We start from the raw sequence: 19,301 nt of genomic DNA on the forward strand, positions 1-19,301 counted from the left end.
CGCATGCACCCGAACCAGCGCCAGCTTGAAAGCTTCTACGCAGCCTTTGCCCGCCTCGACGCGGAGGCCATGGCCGCCTGTTATGCGCCGGATGCGCAATTTGACGACGAAGTGTTTTCCCTGCGCGGCCACCCACAGGTCACCGGCATGTGGCGCATGCTCTGTGACGTGACCCGGGCCAAGGGGGCAGATGTCTGGAAGCTGGCGTACAGTGGCATTGAAGCCGATGCGCGCAGCGGCAAGGCCCACTGGGAGGCGGACTACCGTTTCAGCGCAACGGGGCGTATGGTGCACAACATGATCGACGGGGTATTTGAATTCAATGAGCAGGGCCTGATCACCCGTCACCGCGACCGCTTTGATTTCTGGGCCTGGTCGCGCCAGGCCCTGGGCCTGCCCGGCCTGCTGCTGGGCTGGACACCGTTTCTGCGACAAAAAGTCAGGGCGCAGGCGGCGGCAAATCTGCAAAAATACCTGACATCACACGGGAGTTGAATAATGACCTGGTTTGACGGCTTTGAGTCGCGCAGCTTCGAGGTCAATGGGGCCTCCATCCAAACACGCTTCTCCAAAGTGGCGCTCGGCGACGCGCCGCGCCCGGCCCTGCTGCTGATCCACGGCTTCCCGCAGTCGCATGTGATGTGGCACCGGGTCGCGGAGCGCCTCGCCCAGCACTACTTCCTGGTGATGCCCGACCTGCGTGGCTATGGCGACTCGTCCAAATCACCGGGCCTGCCAGACCACAGCAACTACAGCAAGCGCAACATGGCCCACGACATGGTGGCGGTGATGAGCGCCCTCGGTGTGGACCGCTTTTTTCTGTGCGGCCACGACCGCGGCGCGCGGGTGTCACACCGGCTGGCGCTGGACCATGCAGCCCGCGTGATAAAACTCTGCGTTATCGACGTTGCCCCGACGCTGGACATGTACGAAGGCCGCGGCATGACCGAGCCCTACATGGCGTTTGCCCAGGCCTACTACCACTGGTTTCACATGCTGCAGCCGGCCCCGCTGCCGGAAATCATGATGGGCGCCAACCACCTGGAGACGGCCAAAGCCTATCTGCACGCCAAACTGGGCGGCTGGGGCAGTTCCGGACTCGGCTACATAGAGCCGCAGGCGCTGGCCGAGTACGAACGGTGCTTCTGCAATGCCGAAGCACTGCACACGGCCTGCGAAGACTACCGCGCGAGCGCCCGCATCGACCTGGAGCACGACCGTGAAAGCCGCGCGCATGGCCTCAAGGTGGGCTGCGACATGCTGGTGCTCAGCGGTGAGCGCGGCGTGGTGCACCGGCTCTTCAACCCGATGGCACTGTGGCAGGAACAATGCAGCGGCATCGTGGCGGGGCATACCATGCCGGCGGGGCATTTCATTCCCGAAGAGCAGCCCCAGGCGGTGGCGCAGGCCCTGCTGGAGTTCTTTGCTTTGCCTGAGCTGGATCGGGTTTGAACATGGCTCGCTACACCGCAGAAGTTTTATGGCTGCGCAACGACGGCGACTTTCTGGGCAACCACTACAGCCGCCGCCATTTGCTGCTGTTTGACGGCGGCCTGCAGGTGCCGGGCTCCTCGTCGCCGCATGTGGTGCCGCTGCCGATGTCGGATGCGTCAGCGCTGGATCCCGAGGAAGCCTTTGTGGCGTCGCTGTCCAGCTGCCACATGCTCTGGTTTTTGTCGATTGCCGCGAAACGAAAGTTTTGCGTCGACCGCTACTTCGACGCGGCCACCGGCGTCATGGAAAGAAATGCCGACGGAAAAATGGCCATGACCGTCGTCACGCTGAAGCCCGATGTGGCGTTTTCGGGCGAGCGCCTGCCCACGCGCGAAGAACTGGACAAGCTGCACCACGAGGCGCACGAGGCCTGCTTCATTGCCAACTCGGTCAAGACCGAGGTGCGCTGCGAGCCGGTCTACCCCGGTTAGCCGGTTAGCCCGATTTGCCCCTTCACCCATTGGGGGAAGGCCGGGATGGGGGCTAGCAGCGTGTGATTTGCTAGCTGATGAAACCCGCTTGAACTTCTGAGAGACAGAGCCAACGGGCCTGCCTTTTTTTGAAGGAAGAGCGGGTGCCCTTCGCGACCAAGCCGGGGGTAGCCCGGCGGCTACTCACTTTTCTTTTGCTTCGCCAAAAGAAAAGTAAGCAAAAGAAAAGGCGACCCTGCTGTCTGCGTCCCTTCGCTGCGCTACGGGCAGCCTGCGGTGCTCGGGCCAGGCGGGGTCTCGCTCAACTCGCCTGCAGCTCAGACAATCGCGATCCTTGATCCGCCTGGCCCTGTGCTCCTCGGCGCAGACAGAAGGGAATGGGTTCGGGGTCAGCCCCCACCCCAACCCTCCCCCAGCGGGGGAGGGAGTAAGGCATCGGTGTGTTCGGTGGTTTTTGAATTTTTGTCCACCCCGACACCCAGAACATACAAGCGAAGCGAGTTCTGCGGACCCCCGCCGGAGTCGAGCAGCGCAGGTTGCCTGAAGCGAAGCGTAAGGACCCAGACTGCGGGTCGCCTTCTCTTTGCTTACTTTCCCATGTCTCCGGTCCATACAGCGACGCAAGAGAAAGTGAGTCGCCCGCCGGGGCGAGACCCGGCATGCTCGTTGAGTAGATGGCGTTCAAATCAAAGAAGGCTTCGACAGGTTCCTGCGTTAATAATGAACGTTAGCTCATAACAGAGGGAATTGTGTTCATGCCAACTTATGACATCGCGATATCGTTTGCCGGCGAAGACCGGCCTGTGGCAGAGAAGCTAGCTTCATTCCTTGTCACAAAAGGATTGAACGTTTTCTACGATGAGTACGAGCAAGCCAACCTTTGGGGCAAAGACCTGTACGTTCATCTCTCAAAGATATACAAGGACGAAGCAAAGTATTGTTTGATGCTCGTTTCAGAGCATTACGCGAAGAAGCAGTGGACGAACCATGAACGCCGGGCAGCCCAGGCGCGCGCTTTCGTAGAGAACAGCGAATACATCCTTCCGTTGCGACTCGACGATGCTCCGGTCGATGGCATTTTGGATACCGTCGGCTTCTTGGACTACCGAAAGACTACAGAGGAGAAGATTGTCGACGCCGTAATCCAGAAGGTGCGCAACTACAACAAGGCTCACGACATTACCTACGACCTTGTAAGGGTCGAAGATGTCTTTGCCAAGCAGGGCATCGGGCCAAAGGGCGGTAGACCGATCAAGGACAGTGACATGAAAACTGCATGCCCAGCGTGCGGGACGGATCAACTGCTGTCAGAGGCCGCAGTTTCGCTAGACGAGGGCGAGACCGTCTACACCTGCAGAAACGGATGCTTGCCCATCGTAGTGATCGGGCGTCCTGGTGTTGTCGCTTGGGAAGGCAGAGGCTATCGCCTGGGTGAGCATGTCGTACGAAACGTTCGCGACATCATCGTCAAGACCGAGGACATGAGCACAGCCTTACTCATAAACGCTAGTAAGGCCGCACTCATAAAAAAACGCTCCGTGAGCTAACCTATTCCATTGGACCGCCTGCTGCGGCCTCTAAACTTCACCGTTAATCGAAGCTGCCCTGCTGTAGAGGTGAAAGAGCTCTTTTGCCCATCAAATCGCCCTCCAACCCTTTAGATACAGGCGCCAGCCGCTACCAAATCAGAAGCAATCAGGCCCGATCTCCAGGTCCTTCGGCACTCACCCCGCCCCGTGGCACTTCTTGTATTTCTTGCCACTGCCGCAATAACAAAGATCATTGCGTCCAGGCGTGACTTCCTTGCGCACCGTCTCCACCTTGGGGCCCAAGGTCTTCCACAGTTCACGCAGGTCATACACCGCCCAGATCGCCTCGCCAAACGCATTGAGCCGGGCAATGCTGGTGCTGGGCGCGCCGTCTTCGCTCAGGGGTGACACTTCGGGCGCGGCCTCGTCGTCTTCGGTCATGGCCACCACGGCCTGCAGGGCGCCGTCCAGCCATTTGGCGGCGTCCTTGTCGCGCGGTGCGGCCCATTCCTCGGGCCAGCTTTCCACGGCAAACATGAAACCCAGCGCCCACACCTGGGCAAAAGCGGGCAGGTCTTCGCCCTTGAAGGCGGCTCGCTCCTCGGGCGGCATGTCAGCCACGGCACCCCGAACGTCCATCACTTCAGGGTGGTAGCAGTTGTCGTCTTCCAGCGAGTCCACTTCCGAATCAAGCGCCGTGGCCACTTCGTTCCAGCGCTGGTTCCAGAGCGTGAGAAAGCGTTCGCGTTGCGCCTCGCTGGCAAATGAGCCGCCTTCGGCGTCGGGCGCTTCGCCCTCGGCCGGCGTGGCCAGCAACACCGGCAGGTATTCATCGGCGGCAATCGGGCGGCGCGAGCAAATCACCGCGGCCATGAAACCTTCACAAAACTCCCACTGCGGTGTTTCGTCATAGCGGGTGCGCAGCTCGTCCAGGATGGTGTCGAGTTCGTCAAACGCCTCGGTTTCCAGCCAGGGCGTGGCGGGCGACGAGGCATCAGGCGTTGTGGAGGGAGGGGGTGCGGAGGGGGTCTTCATGAAAAATCCTGAACGGGATGGGCGCTGGTGACCCAAAGTGTATCTGCCGTGTTGTGCCTGGCCTGAGTTTGCAGGTCTCTTGCAGCTGGCCGGCCCACCATGAATTAAATAGCTGCTTGCGCCCGTACTCCATGGGCCAAAAGCCTTTTTGCCATGGAAATAACAGCCCGGTCCTTGCTCAGCAGCAGGGCCTGGCTGGCCACCGCGAGGTCGATGAATTTCTGGTCGTCCGGGTCGCTGCAGGTCACACCGGCTTTGCCGGCGACTTCCTGCAGCCGCGCATGCCGGTCAAAGGCGGCGAGCACGTCGTCGGCACTCAATTGGTAAAACGCCAGGCGCGGCACGATTTGCGGGTAGGCCAGCACACGCGCCAGCTCGTCGCGCATGGCTTGCGTGGCCAGCCAGTCCAGCTCGCCGGCTTCGAGCGCCTGCCTGACCGGAAGCGCCGCCGCGTCGTTGAAGACAAACACATCGAGAACGATGTTGGTGTCCAGGACGATGGATTGAGTGCTCATGCGCTGAAGGCCATGGCGTGCCTGCAGGCAAGCCGGTGATGCACCACCCTCACCCCTGCCCTCCCCCGGTGGGAGAGGGAGCCAGACCAGGAGTGGATGTAGATGCAGGTGCGGGCTTGCCGCGCGCCGAGCCGGCCACCATATCAAAGCGGAACAGCCGGCATTCGATCGGGCCGTTCCACATGGGCACGCGGCGCGACTCCTTCAGGCGCATCTTGCCGGGCAGCTTCAGGTCGGGCGTGAGCACATGAGCCGTCCAGCCGGCGTAGTTCTTCTTCCAGTGCGTGGCCAGCCGGGGAAAGAAGTCGGAGGCTTCTTCGCCGGTTTCCGTCTGTGCCTGCTCGCGCCCCGGGTTGGCCGAGCGGTCGCGCGGAGCGTCGGCCTGGCCGGCTTCGGATGCATCACGCGGCAGCGGCTGGCCAAACTCGTCGATGGCCTGGGTGCCGTCCCAGGAGCCGCTGACGCCATGGCCCTGCTGGCGCCGCTGGTCGCGTCCCTGCACGCCGGTGATGCCGGCCACGCCGGCCACGTCAATGCGCTCGCCATAGGGGGGGTTCACCAGCATCACGCCGGACGGCGCGGGCGGCATGCGCTGCAGCGCATCACCGCCGCGCAGCTGCACGGCGTTGGCCACGCCCGCGCGCTCGGCATTGCGCTCGGCAAAATCCACCATGCGGAACGACACATCGCTGCCAAACACCGGTGCCGTCGGCTCCGTGATGGCGGCCTCGGCCTGGTCGAGCAGCCCCTCCCACACATGGGCCTGGAAGGGCAAATACTTCTGAAAGGCAAAGCGGCGGTTGATGCCGGGCGCGATATTGCAGGCAATCTGCGCCGCCTCAATCACGATGGTGCCGGAGCCGCAGCACGGGTCGTACAGTGGCACACCCTCTTTGCACTGCTGGTCCCAGCCGCTGGCGGCAATCATGGCGGCGGCCAGTGTTTCCTTCAGGGGAGCGTCTCCCTTGTCTTCGCGCCAGCCGCGCTTGAAGAGCGGCTCGCCCGAGGTGTCGATGTAGATGGTCGCCGTGTCGGTCGTCAGGTGCACATACACGCGCACGTCGGGCCAGCGCGTGTCCACATCGGGGCGCACCTCGTACTTGGCACGGAAGCGGTCGGCAATGGCGTCCTTGACCTTGAGCGCTGCAAAGTTCAGGCTGGTCAGCGGGCTGTGCTGCGCGGTGATCTCGACCTTGAAGGTCTGCTTGGGCGTGAACCAGATCTCCCATGCGACGCTGGCTGCCGCGTTGTAGAGGTCCTGCTCGCTGCGGTACTGGTTGTGCTGCAGCTCGATCAGCACACGCTGGGCCAGGCGGCTGTGCAGGTTGAGCTGCAGGGCATCGCGCCAGGAGCCCTGCAACTGCACACCGGCGCGCCAGGCCTTGCCCTCGATGCCGGTGATGCGTTTGACCTCGCTGGCCAGCAAGGCCTCGACGCCGGCGGCGCAGGGTAAAAAGAGTTGAAGTTGGTTCATAAGTAGGGCCTCAAGGGGCTCTTTCAAAGCGATTTGCGCAGGTTGGCAGGCGCGATGCGCAAAGCCTCGCGGTACTTGGCCACGGTGCGGCGCGCGCATTCAATGCCCTGCTCCTTGAGCATTTCGGAAATCTGGTTGTCGCTGAGCGGCTTTTTCAGGCTCTCGGACGAGACAAACTGCTTGATGAGGGCGCGCACCGCCGTGCTGGAGGCGTTGCCGCCGGTCTCGGTGCCCAGCGCGGAGCCGAAAAAGTACTTGAGCTCGAAGGTGCCGAACGGCGTGCTCATGTACTTGGCCGTGGTGACGCGCGAGATGGTGGACTCGTGCAGGCCCAGTTCGTCGGCAATTTCGCGCAGCACCAGCGGACGCATGGCCAGCTCGCCGTGTGTGAAGAAATTCTTTTGTCGCTCCACAATCGCACTGCTCACGCGCAGGATGGTGTCAAAGCGCTGCTGGATGTTCTTGATGAACCAGCGTGCCTCCTGCAAGCGCTGCTGCAGGGCCTGCCCATTCTGGCCCTTGTGCTGCTTCAGCGCATTGGCATAGATGTCGTGCACGCGCAGGCGGGGCATGACCTCGCTGTTGAGGGAGACCTTGAAGCCGCGGCCCGACTTGACGACGATCACGTCGGGCACGATGAGGTTGCGCTCGACGTTGACAAACCGCCGCCCGGGCTTGGGGTCCAGCCGGCCGATCACGGCGATGGCGCCCCGGATCACGCTCTCCGGAAATCCGCACAGGTAGGACAGGCGCTTCATATCCCGCTTGGCCAGCAGCTCCATGGGCTGCTTGCACATGGCGATCGCTGCGCGGGTCTCGTCGCAGTCCTTGCAGTCGAGCAGTTGCAGGCCGAGACACTCGGCCAGGTTGCGGGCACCGACGCCGGCGGGCTCCATGTGCTGCAGCAGCTTCAGGGCCATGGCAAAGTGCTGCTCCAGCTCTTCCGCCTGCTCAAGGTCGTCGCCCGCCAGGCCGGCGGCCAGTGACGCGAGACTGTCTTCGAGGTAGCCGTCGTCATTGAGCGACTCGATCAGGAAATGCAGCGCCGCCTGGTCTTCCTCCGACAGGCGCAGGCCGAGCGACTGACGGTGCAAATGGTCCTGCAGCGACTCATGGCTGCGGGCCAGGTCGGAAGCCTCGGCCTCGCTGTCATCCACATTGTTCTTGCGGGCAGGCGCGTCGCCGCCCCATTCGCTGTCGTCCGGCGCCGACTCCACCGTGCCGTCGCCCTCCCAGCTTTCTTCCAGCTTGGCCTCGGAGCTGATCTCGGGCCCTGTATCTACATCGTTTTGGCTTGCAACCCTTGGTTCATCAGGGCTTCCTGCTACTGAATCACCAGCAAACTCAAACTCCCGGCTGTCCTGGCTGACCGGCGTATCGGCATTCTCCAGGCCAAACTCCTCGCGCGGCGCGGCTTCTTCCGACACTTCCAGGAACGGATTTTCATCGAGCATCTGCTCGACTTCCTGGCTCAGCTCAAGGGTGGACAGCTGCAACAGGCGGATCGACTGCTGCAGTTGCGGCGTGAGCGCCAGATGCTGCGAGACCCTGAGGGAAAGGCCTTGTTTCATGGCATCCCTAAGCGCACGACAAAACGAATTGGGATGTATTAACCAAGCGGGGGCCGTGCAACCGGCTTTGCCGGGGCGCAGGCGCCGCCCCCTGCAGGGGGGAGGGAGCTACACGCAGTGAGCGACAACGGGGGGGAGCCATCACATTCTGAAGTGTTCACCGAGGTAAACGCGGCGTACATCGGCATTGTTCACAATCTCGGAAGGGGTGCCGGTCGCCAGCACATGGCCGTCACTGATGATGTAGGCATGGTCGCAAATGCCCAGCGTTTCGCGGACATTGTGGTCGGTGATCAGCACGCCAATGCCGCGCGACTTCAGGAAACCGATGATGCGCTGGATTTCGATCACGGCGATCGGATCAATACCGGCAAAAGGCTCGTCGAGCAGGATGAACCGCGGCTGCGTCGCCAGGGCGCGCGCAATCTCGACGCGGCGGCGCTCACCGCCCGACAGCGCCGGCGCCGGCGAGTCGCGCAAATGATCGACCCGCAAATCCTGCAGCAGCGCTTCGAGCCGCTTTTCAAGGTCTGCGCGGCCCAGCGGCTTGCCGCTGGCGTCCAGCTGCAACTCCAGCACGGCGCGCACATTCTCTTCCACGGTGAGCTTGCGAAAAATCGACGCTTCCTGCGGCAGGTAGCTCAGCCCGAGGCGCGCGCGCAGGTGAATCGGCATGTGCTCGACCGACTGGCCGTCGATGGAGATCTCGCCCGCATCGGCACGCACCAACCCCACGATCATGTAAAACGACGTGGTTTTTCCCGCGCCATTGGGGCCCAGCAGGCCCACCACCTCGCCTTTTTGCACGGACAGCGAGACATCCTGCACCACCTTGCGGCTGCCATAGGATTTCTGCAGCCCCTGGGCCACCAGACGGCTCGGCGGTGCGGTGCTGGCCGCCGGAGTATTGGCTGCCGGGGTATTGACCGACGATGTGTCAGTCACCGCATCCGCGGGTTGATTGTCCGTTCTGTCCATTTTTCGGCTTTCCGTCATGGCCCCAGCGTGGTGCCGGGACGCAAACGGAGCGCGGGTCCGGCCGGCGGCTGCGGTGCCGATGCGGCGCCGCGCGGCGACAGCATGGCGCGAATCCGCCCCGTGGGATTGGTGGCCGTGCGGTTTTGCGCGCCCCCATCCACAGTGAACACATCGGTGTTGTTGTCATAAACAATCAGGGAGCCGGTCGTTTCATCGACCAGGGTCGCGCCGTTGTAGCGCCGCACCACGGCCTGCTTGATGAATTTGACGGTGTCGGCACGGCTGTCGTATTCGATCCGCTCGCCTTCCCCTTCGATGTACTCGTCCACGCCATCGCGCTTTTTCCGGTAAAAGGCCAGCTTGCCCGGCGCCGCCACGGCCAGGGCCTGCTGGTAGCCCTGGGGATCCTGGCTGACATCCACCCGTTCGCCCCGGACAATGGTGGTGCCCTTGGTGATCACCACATTGCCGGTGAACACGCTGGTTTGTTTCAGGTCGTCGTAACGCAGGGCATCGGCCTCCGCATTCATCGGCTTGTCGCGGTCAGCCCGCTCGGCCGCGGCGGGAAACACGGCCCCGGCCGCCAGTGCGGCCAGCACGATCAAGGGAAAAATGGGGTGTTTCATAAAGGCACGAATCTTGCTGCTTGTTTTGAGTGATTGTAGCCATGCCAGCTCCGGGAATGGCGGCCAGGGCCAAATTGGGCCCATAAAAAAACCCGCCACGGGTGGGCGGGTTTTCGGGCCAACGCCGGGCGCCGGCGTGTGACTTGCCGACTTGCCGCGCGCTTATTTGGCCTTGCGCGATTGCGCGATCAGGTAATCGGTGACCTGCAGGGCCCTGTCCATGTTCTGGGCCAGCTGGCCAGACGTGTAGTAACGCCCGCCGACGCCCAGGGCCGGCACGCCGTCGACCGCGTAGGTGTCCTGCAACTGGGTGGCCTTGCGCGCCTTGGTGCTGACGGAAAACGAGTTGTACAGCTCGACAAACTTGGCCTTGTTCAGGCCCTGCTTCTCCGCCCAGGCCGCCACCTGATCCGCCGTGTTCAGCGCCTGACGCTCGATATGGATCGCATTGAACACCTTTTTGTGCAGCTCATTGAGCTTGTCCATGGCTTCCAGCACATAAAAAAGACGCTGCTGCGGCTCAAAATCGGGACGAAAGGCTACCGGCACGCGCCTGACGGTCACGTCTTTGGGCGCTTTCTGGATCCAGGCCTCGAGTTGCGGCTCAAAGGCGTTGCAATGCGGGCAGCTGTACCAGAAGAATTCCACCACTTCGACCTGGCCGGCAGGCACGTCGGTGGGAGCGGGTTTGCCCAGCGTCAAATAATCCGTTCCCTCCTTGAAGGCGCGGGCCTGAGCCTGCGCGGCTGTGGGCAGCGCAACGCCTCCCCAAGTGGCGGCGGCTGCCACGGTAGCGGCTGAAAGCGAAAACTCACGTCGTTGCATCAATTTTTCTCCTGGTTTCCTGGTCTGTGGGTCTGTGTGGGGGTATTTTGCAAAGCGGCCACTTACTTATTCAGTGAAAAAAACAAGCCGGCCGGCCGTTTCGTACAGGGGTTGGTACGCCCCCGCCCATAAAAGTTCACCCCGGTTAGCGCTGCACCCTGACGAGGGCTGTTTCTATCGAGTTGCCGTCCAGCCGCTCCTTGACCTTGTCGGCGTCTTCTTTTTTATCAAAGGGGCCAACGCGCACGCGGTACACCGTTCGGCCCGACTGCTCGCGCTCACTCACCTTGGCCTGCACGCCCAGCAGCATGAGCTTGGCGCGCTGCTGCTCCGCGTCTTCTGGCGTACGGAATGCACCGGCCTGGACAAAATAACTGAACGGGTCAACGCCCGAGACGGCGGGCGCGGCGTCCGCCTTGGCCTTGGCGAGATCGCCCAGCGGATCCGCGGAGGGGGCGGGCTTCGCCGGGGGCGCGGGAGCCGCCTTGGGCGCGGTCGCCGTGGCGGGGGCCGGCACAGTGCCGGGTTCGCCGGAAGCGCTGGAAGCAGAAGGGAGCGGCTTCACAGGCGTTTTTCCCGCCAGCGGGGCATTCGGGTTCCAGTCCCGGTTCTTTTTGGCTTCCGCTGCGTCGCTGTCGGGATTGCGCGACTGGCTCTTGTTCATGAAAGGCACCGGCACCTTGGTGATGTAGACCGCCACGGCCAGCGCAGCGCCCAGGCCGATCAGCGCGCCAATCACCAGACCCAGCAGGGTTCCGCCTCGTTGTTTTCTCATACCTTGCCCAATTTTCTTGCCTGCCTCTGAATCCTGCTCTGAATTTCGCTCTGCATTCCGCTGTGTGTGCTTCATGGTTGCCTACATTTTGTGGGGCGCACTGACGCCCAGCACCTTGAGGCCATTGTGCAATACCTGCGCCGTCGCGGCGACCAGCGCCAGGCGCGCCAGCTTCACGGCTTCGTCGTCCACCAGAATCCGCTCGACGTCGTAATAGCTGTGGTAGCAGGCGGCCAGCTCGCGCAGGTAAAAGGCCACGTCGTGCGGCGCCAAACCGGCGGCCGCATTGCTAAGCATGTCGGGGTACTTGGCCAGCAGCAGCATCAGGGCCTGGGCTTGCGGGCTGACCAGGGCCGACAGGTCCACGCTTTTCAGCTGGCTCTGATCGCCGCTCTGCGCGGCCCAAGTGCCGAGAATCGAGCATATGCGCGCATGGGCGTATTGCACGTAGTACACCGGGTTTTCATTGTTCTTGGCCAGGGCCAGGTCGATGTCAAAGACGTACTCGGTGTCGGGTTTGCGGCTGAGCAAAAAGAAGCGCACGGCATCCGCGCTGGTCCATTCGATCAGGTCGCGCAGCGTGACATAGCTGCCGGCGCGCTTGGAGATCTTCACCTCTTCGCCATGGCGCACGACGCGCACCATGGTGTGCAGCACGTAGTCGGGGTAGCCCTGCGGAATGCCGGCGCTGGCGGCCTGCAGCCCGGCGCGCACGCGGGCAATCGTGCCGTGGTGGTCCATGCCCTGGATGTTGATGGCCTTGCTGAAACCGCGCTCCCATTTGGCCAGGTGGTAGGCCACGTCAGGCACAAAGTAGGTGTAGCTGCCGTCGCCCTTTTTCATCACGCGGTCTTTGTCGTCACCGTAATCGGTCGACTTGAGCCACAGGGCGCCGTCCTGTTCGTAGGTTTTGCCGGCGTCCTTGAGCTTTTGCACCGCACTGTCGACACGGCCCGAGCTGTACAGGCTGGACTCGAGGTAGTAGTTGTCAAACCTGACCGAGAAGGCCCGCAGGTCCAGGTCCTGCTCATGGCGCAAATAGGCCACGGCAAACTGCCGGATCGAGTCCAGGTCTTCGACGTCACCGCTGGCGGTGAACTCCCGGTCGTCGGACTTGACGGTCTTTTTGGCCAGAAAGTCATTGGCGATGTCGCCAATGTAGTCACCGTTGTACGCGGGCTCGGGCCAGCCGGCATCGCCCGGCTTGAGGCCTTTGGCGCGCGCCTGCGTGCTGGTGGCCAGGGTCTGGATCTGCACGCCGGCGTCGTTGTAATAAAACTCGCGCCACACATCCCAGCCCTGCGTGTCGAACAGGTTGCAAATCGCATCGCCCAGCGCCGCCTGGCGGCCATGGCCCACATGCAGCGGCCCGGTCGGGTTGGCCGAGACGAACTCCACAATCATGCGATGCGGGCTGTCGGCCAACTGCATGCCGTACTGGTCTGCACCCTGCAACACTTCCCGCACCACCTGCTGCTTGGCTTCGGGCTTGAGCCGGATATTGAGAAAACCGGGGCCGGCGATTTCAACTGCGTCCACCCAGCGCGCAAACGCGGGCGCCTGGAGCAGCAGCCCGCGCAGGTTTTCCGCCACCTGGCGCGGGTTGAGCTTGAGCGGTTTGGCCAGCTGCATGGCCGCGGTGGAGGCAAAATCGCCATGGGCCGCCACCTTGGGCGACTCGAAGGCTGCCGCCACGGTATTGTCAGGCGCCATGGTTTTGAGGGCCTGGCCCAGGGCGTCCAGCAAGTCTTGTTTGATTTGAAGCATGGAGAGATTTTAAAGGTGTGGCCCCCACGCTTTTCACTGCGTGTAATGCGCTGCCCCCCAAGGGGGCCGTATTTTCCTTGGGGCGGCCCAGCGGAAAATGCCCTCAAGGCGCTGATATTTCCCTGACTTGACCCGCTCAAACCGCCCATGGCAGAATCGGGGCTCATTCAAGAGAGCGCTGTTGCCCTGCAACGGCCGCCGAAGGCGCAATCTCCCATGATCGCTCAGGTCCCCGTATTGAATGAAACATGCCGAATCTGGAGAGAGCTGCAGCGCAACGCTGCCGCCACCGAAGGAGCAAATCCTGGCCGTCAGCCCCGCTGATGCCGGGCTGAATCTCTCAGGTACCAAGGACAGTGGGAGCGGCACCAGCACTGGTGCACGCTGCCGCCCTGAAATTCACGATCAATTTCATAGCTGCCTGCGCGCATCCGTGCTGGCCTGTTGCCTTGTTTTCCTTGGGAATTTCATCATGAAAGTTACCGTTTTGGGCGCCGGCGTGACCGGCATCACCTCCGCCTGGTTTTTGCGCCAGGCTGGCCACGAGGTCACCGTGGTCGACCGCCAGCCGGGCGCCGGGTTGGAAACCAGCTTTGCCAACGGCGGGCAGATTTCGGTCAGCCATGCCGAACCCTGGGCCAACCCGGGCGCGCCCCTGAAGGTGCTGAAGTGGCTGATGCGGGAAGACGCGCCGCTGCTGTTTCGCCTGCGCCCCGACCTGAACCAGTGGCTCTGGGGCCTGGACTTTTTGCGCCAGTGCACGCCGGGCCGCACCCGGCACAACATCAAGCAGATGGTCAACCTGGGCCTGTACAGCCGGGCCACGCTGCAAAAGCTGCGCGCCGACACCGGCATCAATTACCAGCAAAAGACCGAAGGCATCCTGCACTTCTACACCAGCGAGCAGGAATACGCCGATGCGCAGGGCCCGGCCACGGTGATGCGCGAGTACGGCTGCGAACTGGACATGAAAACGCCCGATGAATGCGTGGCCATCGAGCCCGCGCTGGCGGGCAGCCGCTCGCAAATCGTCGGCGGCAGCATGACGCCCAGCGACGAATCGGGTGATGCGCATGCCTTCACCCGCCAGCTGGCAGCCCTGTGCGCCGACGCGGGCGTGAATTTTTTGTACAACACCCGCATCGTGGGTGCACGCAAAGAAGGCGACACGCTGACGGCGGTGCAGATTGCCAGCGCCGAAGGGGTGGTGAGCGAGCTGAAGTCCGACGCCTATGTGATGTGCCTGGGCGCCTACAGCCCGCAGTGGGCCAAACTGCTGGGCCAGACCTTGCGGATTTACCCGGCCAAGGGTTATTCAGTGACGCTGCCGGTCATCAACGAAGCCGCGTCCTACAACGTATCGCTCACCGACGACGAGTACAAGCTGGTGTTCTCGCGCCTGGGCAACCGCCTGCGCATTGCGGGAACGGCTGAATTGAACGGCTACAGCACCGACTTGAACCTGGTGCGCTGCGAGGCGATTGTGCGGCGCGTGCGCCAACTCTTCCCCGACATGACCGACGGGCGCGATGCGCAATACTGGACCGGCCTGCGCCCGGCCACGCCGTCCAACGTGCCCTACATCGGCGCCTCCAAAACCCGCAACCTGTTCCTCAACACCGGCCACGGCACGCTGGGCTGGACGCACTCCTGCGGGTCGGGCGCGGCGATTGCCGACATCGTCAGCGGACGCGCACCCCAGGTGGACTTTGCCTTCACCGGCCAGGTGCCTGAGCGCAAACGGGTGTCATTGGGCCGGCCCGCAACACAGGCATAAATCGGCTAAATCGGCTAAATCGGCTAAATCGGCTAAATCGGTCGAGTTGGCGGGATTCGCTGCCATCCGATTGGCGCGGGCGGCGCCAGCGACTGGCAGGCTGTTGAAATTCGCACGGCGCCACTGGCCCTGCCAATCAGCAGCAGCCTGCTAGGCCGTCGGCCGGATGTGAAATTTCCCGTCCGTCACCAGCGCGTCATCCACTTCGACCACCGACACGCTGCGCACCTGCGCGCCGGCCGGTCCGCGCCCCGCCCAATCGATGATGTTCTGGACTGCCTGGGCTTCGCCGGCTACGGTGGCCTCCACGGAGCCATCCAGGCGGTTGCGCACCCAGCCGGAGAGCCTGAGTGCGTGGGCTTGCTCCGCGAAGGCCGCACGGTAGCCGATGCCCTGCACCAGACCGGCGATGCGCAACTGTTTTGCCATGTCTCATCCCCCTTGTGTTCTGTTGCCGGATGCGCTGTTGCTTCTTCAGCAGCGTTGCCAGATATTTTCCGCCAACGCTGGCCAGCAGGCGACGATCCGTTTCGAATCGAAAATTCGGGATAGCGCAGATCGTCGCGCCAGCGCGGGCCCTAGATCAGCAAAGCGCGGGCGGCGTCTTTCACCGCCTGCGTGAGGCGCTGGGCCAGCACGGGCTCGCGAGCCCAGTGCTGCCAGTACAGCGCCACGTCTACCGTTTTGCCGGGCATCACCTCGGCCAGCGGCGGGCGGTGCGTACGGGCTGCCAGATGCTGCTCGGGCACCATGCCCCAGCCCAGGCCCAACTCCAGCGCCAGTTCAAAGGCATCGACGGCGGGTACAAAGTGACGCGGATACAGCGCGTCGCGCAAATTGAAATGCTGCGCCAGGAAGGCATCCTGCAGCGCATCCTTGCGGTTGAAGATGACGGCCGGGCTGGCCAGCAGGCGCTGCGCTGCCACGGCGCCCTTGCCGGCGCGCCACTTGGCCACCAGCGCCGGGGCCGCCACACAGTGGTAGCGCATGACGCCCAGCGGCTCGGCCACACAGCCCCGCATCGACTGCGCCAGCGTCGTCACGCAGCCGCTCACATCGCCATTTTTAAGCGCATCGTGCGTGTGGTCCTGGTCGTCCACCACGATGTCGAGCAGCAGCCGGTGTTTTTCAAGCGCCGGAGCCACGCCGGCCAGGAACCAGCCGGTCAGCGAATCGGCATTGACGGCCACGCTCAGGCTTTGCAGCGGCACGGCCTTTGAGCCCGCACGGCGCCCTCCTTGCAGGTTCGCCAGCAGGTCCGCCTCCTGCAGCCTGAGCTGTTTCACATGCCCCAGCAGCGCCTGGCCGGCCGGCGTGGGATGCAGCTGCTTGCCGCGCACCAGCAGGCGCTGGCCCAAAGCGTCCTCCAGCGACTTGATGCGCAGCGACACGGCGGCCAGCGTCACGCTCAGCACCTTGGCGGCCGCGCCAAAACTGCCGTGTTCGATCACGGCCGCAAGGGCATCGAGTTGGCGGGCATCCAGCATCGCAGGGTGTTTCTTGATTGCGTTTTATCAAGTATTTATTGACCAACACCAATTTAACTTAAATTCATTTAACTCAAGGCGATTTTCCGGAACACTCCGTGCATCGTTCCCCCGAAGAGAACAGAAAATCACCATGCCCGCCTTCCCGACCCTCACCCCCACCCTCACCCTTATCTTCCCGGCTCCGGCTTTCGCCGCCGGACTGGCGCTCAGCCTGTCGCTGATCATGGCCATCGGCCCGCAAAACGCGCATGTGATGCGCATGGGCCTGCTGCGCCAGCATCTGTGGCTGACCATTGCGGTCTGCGTCATGACCGACGTGACACTGATTGCGGTCGGCGTGCTGGGACTGGCGCAGCTCGGCGGCCTGTCAGACAAACTGCAGGGCGCCATGGTGGGCGCGGGCGCGGCAGTGCTGCTGGCCTACGGAGGCCAGGCCATGCGCCGCTTCCTCCACCCCGAACCGGCAGCCACCACGGCCAAGCCAGACCCGTTGCCGCGCCTGCCCGCTGGCGAAGGTGTGTCACGCGGCCGGGCGGTCACGCTGGCGCTTGCCCTGTCGTGGCTCAACCCGCACGCCTGGCTGGACACCGCCGTATTGATTGGCTCCGCCTCGCTGGCCTACGCGCAGCCCGACAACGCGCTGTTTGGCCTGGGTGCGGCCGCGGGCTCGCTGCTGTGGTTCACGGCGCTCGGCCTGGCGATGTGGTGGCTGGGCCAGCGACTCAACTCATCGCGCATCTGGCGCGCGCTCGATGGCCTGGTGGCGTTGACGATGTGGGGCACGGCCGGCTGGCTGCTGCTCGGCCTGCTCTAGGGTGGCGAACATAAAGCGGCCAAGCGGACTAAGCCGGTGAAGCCGCCGCCGAGCGCCAAAAATCCGGCTGGCTGTAATGGTGCTTCAGGAAGTCTATCCAGAGGCGCACGCGCAGCGGCAAATGCTTGCGTTGCGGAAACACGGCGTAAATGCCGTTGGGCGGCGCCGCAAACGCTTCCAGCACAGCCACCAGGTGGCCGCTGGCGATTTCCGATTCGACTTCCCAAGTGCTGCGCCAGGCAATGCCGTAGGCGGCCAGGCACCAGTCGTGCAGCACCTGCCCGTCCGAGCAGTCCAATGGCCCACCGGGTTTCAGGTGCACCAGCTCGCCGTCGATCTGGAAGGCCCAGCCACGGGTTTGGGATGCATCGCTGGACAGGGTGAGGCAGTCAAACCGGGCCAGCTCACTGGGGTGCTGCGGCGTGCCGTGGCGCTGGAGGTAGCGCGGTGTTGCCACGCACAGGCGCCGGTTGTCGGCCATGCGCACGCTGACCAGCGAGGAATCGGGCAGGTCGCCGACACGCACCGCGCAGTCAAAGCCCTCGCCCGCCAGGTCCACCACGCGGTCGCTCAGGTTCAGCGAAATCGTCACGTCCAGATGCTGCTCGCGAAACTTCGTCACCAGCGGCGCCACATGGCGCCGGCCAAAACCGGCAGGCGCCGTGATGCGCAAATGGCCGCTGGCCTTGACGCCACCCGCCGATACGCTGGCCTCCGCGTTGGCCAGGTCGGCCAGCAGGCGCTGGCAATCCTCGAGGAAAGCACTGCCTTCGTGGGTGAGCGTGATGCGCCGCGTGGTGCGCACCAGCAGCTTCACCCCCAGCCGCTCCTCCAGCGCATCCAGCCGTCGCCCCATGATCGCCGGGGCCACCCCCTCCGCCTTGGCCGCCGCCGTCAAGCTGCCGCGCGCCACCACCGCCACAAAAGATTCCAGTTGCTTGAGTTTGTCCATCCCACATTATGTATACAAATGTTCCGAATCGACTACTTTTTGACAGCGATTCCAACAATTCGCACTTTTAAGCTGGCCGCAATAGCCACCACGGCTTCTACTCTTTTTGCTGACCGAACCTTGTTCGTCAGCAGGTTTGCAGGGCTTGCGGGGATTTTCGTGGCAGTGGCGCGGGTAGCCGTACGGCGCCTTCTGATATAAATCAAGCACTTACAAATTTTTACGGGAGGGACACCAGATGCACGACGGCCTTGTTCGTACGGTTTTCACTTCTGTATCACGTTAGGCTGCTACGGAGCGCACATGAGCATCTTCGACCTTTTCTCCAAGCGCCAGAAGCAATTGCGTGGCGAGGTTCCGGACGTCTATACCTATGACAGCATTCCGCAGCCCCTGAAAGTGCAGATCATCCACATTTGGAAGGATGCCCTTGGTGATGAGAACGAGTATCGCGACAGTTACCTTGGAACCGGGCGAGCATACAAGTTCATTGTGGACACGCTTTGTCGTGAGTACGGCCTTTTCGCGCTTCCTACGACTTCCAAGAGCTATGGCGACCGCAACTATCTAGGAGAGTTGGCAAACTTCCTGCTGCAAGAAGAGGGCGCCGAAAGAGTTCTGGATGCGGTCGAGCTTTCATTCAGGTATATCGATCGAATGACGCGCAGGCATGAGTACCGGCACAAACAGAATGCTTCGAAGACCGCGGATGATGCGATTGAAGAGTTGAACGACCGGTTTAAGGAGCACGGAATCGGTTTCCAGTTTGCCGACGGCGAGATCATCCGAGTCGATTCTCAGCTGATTCATGCGGAGGTCGTCAAGCCAGCTCTAAGTCTCCTGAATGGGAAGCTCTTTGCGGGAGCACAGGCGGAATTCTTGAAGGCACATGAGCACTACAGACATGGGAATTCCAAAGAGGCGCTGACTGAATCGCTCAAGGCACTTGAGAGTGTGATAAAGGTTATCTGTGCCAAGCGCCAATGGACTCACGATCCGAACGCAACGAGTAGACAACTGCTCCAAGTCCTCTTCCAGAACGGACTAATCCCGTCGTTCTGGGAGCAACACTTCTCGGCCCTGCGAAGCACGCTTGAAAGTGGTGTTCCAACTGCACGGAATCGTCTTGGTGGGCATGGTCAGGGGGGAACGATCACTGAAGTGCCAGGGTTTCTCGTTGGATACGTCCTGCATCTCACGGCGTCGGCGATCGTATTCCTTGTCGACGCCGAAAAGGCACTGCCGTGA

Annotated in this window: 19 protein-coding genes and 1 riboswitch; of the genes, 7 read left to right on the forward strand and 12 right to left on the reverse strand. The window is 62.7% G+C overall.

Annotated elements, in window-relative coordinates; all coding sequences use genetic code 11:
* The first annotated feature begins 3 nt into the window (after positions 1-3).
* From AC1DUB_RS15285 to AC1DUB_RS15300, 4 genes are all read left to right on the forward strand, one after another.
* Positions 4-495, forward strand: coding sequence for a nuclear transport factor 2 family protein (locus AC1DUB_RS15285; protein WP_477730215.1), 492 nt, complete (start codon positions 4-6; stop codon positions 493-495).
* Positions 496-498: 3 nt separating this feature from the next.
* Positions 499-1,452, forward strand: coding sequence for an alpha/beta fold hydrolase (locus AC1DUB_RS15290; protein ID WP_477730216.1), 954 nt, complete (start codon positions 499-501; stop codon positions 1,450-1,452).
* A 2-nt stretch (positions 1,453-1,454) separates the two neighbouring features.
* Positions 1,455-1,925, forward strand: a complete 471-nt coding sequence (locus AC1DUB_RS15295) for an OsmC family protein (protein ID WP_477716235.1) — start codon at positions 1,455-1,457, stop codon at positions 1,923-1,925.
* Positions 1,926-2,680: 755 nt separating this feature from the next.
* Positions 2,681-3,472, forward strand: a complete 792-nt coding sequence (locus tag AC1DUB_RS15300) for a toll/interleukin-1 receptor domain-containing protein (protein WP_477730217.1) — start codon at positions 2,681-2,683, stop codon at positions 3,470-3,472.
* A 177-nt stretch (positions 3,473-3,649) separates the two neighbouring features.
* On the opposite strand, the gene AC1DUB_RS15305 is transcribed toward AC1DUB_RS15300, so the two are convergent.
* From AC1DUB_RS15305 to argS, 9 genes are all read right to left on the reverse strand, one after another.
* On the reverse strand, positions 3,650-4,489 hold the full coding sequence (locus AC1DUB_RS15305) for a UPF0149 family protein (RefSeq protein WP_477730218.1): 840 nt from the start codon (positions 4,487-4,489) through the stop codon (positions 3,650-3,652).
* A 104-nt stretch (positions 4,490-4,593) separates the two neighbouring features.
* Positions 4,594-5,004: a putative toxin-antitoxin system toxin component, PIN family gene (locus AC1DUB_RS15310; protein WP_477730219.1), complete on the reverse strand. Its 411-nt coding sequence runs from the start codon at positions 5,002-5,004 to the stop codon at positions 4,594-4,596.
* Positions 5,005-5,053: 49 nt separating this feature from the next.
* Entirely contained in the window at positions 5,054-6,478 is a 1,425-nt protein-coding gene (locus AC1DUB_RS15315; RefSeq protein WP_477730220.1) for a THUMP domain-containing class I SAM-dependent RNA methyltransferase, read from the reverse strand.
* A 23-nt stretch (positions 6,479-6,501) separates the two neighbouring features.
* A complete protein-coding gene (locus AC1DUB_RS15320) occupies positions 6,502-8,049 on the reverse strand; it encodes an RNA polymerase factor sigma-54 (protein WP_477730221.1) in 1,548 nt (515 codons plus the stop codon).
* A 141-nt stretch (positions 8,050-8,190) separates the two neighbouring features.
* Complete coding sequence (gene lptB / locus AC1DUB_RS15325) at positions 8,191-9,027, reverse strand: LPS export ABC transporter ATP-binding protein (RefSeq protein WP_477730222.1); 837 nt, start codon at positions 9,025-9,027, stop codon at positions 8,191-8,193.
* Between the two features lie 14 nt (positions 9,028-9,041).
* Complete coding sequence (lptA, locus tag AC1DUB_RS15330) at positions 9,042-9,653, reverse strand: lipopolysaccharide transport periplasmic protein LptA (RefSeq protein ID WP_477716243.1); 612 nt, start codon at positions 9,651-9,653, stop codon at positions 9,042-9,044.
* A gap of 162 nt (positions 9,654-9,815) precedes the next feature.
* The gene (locus AC1DUB_RS15335; protein WP_477716244.1) at positions 9,816-10,478 is read right to left on the reverse strand and encodes a thiol:disulfide interchange protein DsbA/DsbL; all 663 of its coding nucleotides are present in this window, start codon (positions 10,476-10,478) and stop codon (positions 9,816-9,818) included.
* Between the two features lie 145 nt (positions 10,479-10,623).
* Positions 10,624-11,253 (reverse strand): SPOR domain-containing protein, encoded by a 630-nt coding sequence (locus AC1DUB_RS15340; protein WP_477730223.1) that lies wholly within the window; start codon positions 11,251-11,253, stop codon positions 10,624-10,626.
* An 81-nt stretch (positions 11,254-11,334) separates the two neighbouring features.
* On the reverse strand, positions 11,335-13,020 hold the full coding sequence (argS, locus tag AC1DUB_RS15345) for an arginine--tRNA ligase (protein WP_477730224.1): 1,686 nt from the start codon (positions 13,018-13,020) through the stop codon (positions 11,335-11,337).
* A 158-nt stretch (positions 13,021-13,178) separates the two neighbouring features.
* A riboswitch (glycine riboswitch) is annotated at positions 13,179-13,270 on the forward strand.
* Positions 13,271-13,492: 222 nt separating this feature from the next.
* Here argS and AC1DUB_RS15350 point away from each other — a divergent pair.
* Positions 13,493-14,797, forward strand: a complete 1,305-nt coding sequence (locus AC1DUB_RS15350; protein ID WP_477730225.1) for a D-amino acid dehydrogenase — start codon at positions 13,493-13,495, stop codon at positions 14,795-14,797.
* Positions 14,798-14,947: 150 nt separating this feature from the next.
* Here AC1DUB_RS15350 and AC1DUB_RS15355 read toward each other — a convergent pair whose 3' ends face one another.
* Complete coding sequence (locus tag AC1DUB_RS15355; RefSeq protein WP_477730226.1) at positions 14,948-15,226, reverse strand: acylphosphatase; 279 nt, start codon at positions 15,224-15,226, stop codon at positions 14,948-14,950.
* A gap of 149 nt (positions 15,227-15,375) precedes the next feature.
* Positions 15,376-16,284, reverse strand: a complete 909-nt coding sequence (locus AC1DUB_RS15360) for an HTH-type transcriptional regulator ArgP (RefSeq protein ID WP_477730227.1) — start codon at positions 16,282-16,284, stop codon at positions 15,376-15,378.
* A gap of 133 nt (positions 16,285-16,417) precedes the next feature.
* Between AC1DUB_RS15360 and AC1DUB_RS15365 the strand changes: the two genes are divergently transcribed.
* Positions 16,418-17,101, forward strand: coding sequence for a LysE/ArgO family amino acid transporter (locus AC1DUB_RS15365; protein ID WP_477730228.1), 684 nt, complete (start codon positions 16,418-16,420; stop codon positions 17,099-17,101).
* Positions 17,102-17,129: 28 nt separating this feature from the next.
* Here the strand turns inward: AC1DUB_RS15365 and AC1DUB_RS15370 are convergent, their stop codons facing one another.
* Complete coding sequence (locus AC1DUB_RS15370) at positions 17,130-18,053, reverse strand: LysR family transcriptional regulator (protein ID WP_477730229.1); 924 nt, start codon at positions 18,051-18,053, stop codon at positions 17,130-17,132.
* A 303-nt stretch (positions 18,054-18,356) separates the two neighbouring features.
* Here AC1DUB_RS15370 and AC1DUB_RS15375 point away from each other — a divergent pair, with 303 nt between their 5' ends.
* Positions 18,357-19,301 (forward strand): STM4504/CBY_0614 family protein, encoded by a 945-nt coding sequence (locus AC1DUB_RS15375; RefSeq protein WP_477730230.1) that lies wholly within the window; start codon positions 18,357-18,359, stop codon positions 19,299-19,301.

Source organism: Polaromonas sp. P4_F9 (assembly GCF_056401235.1).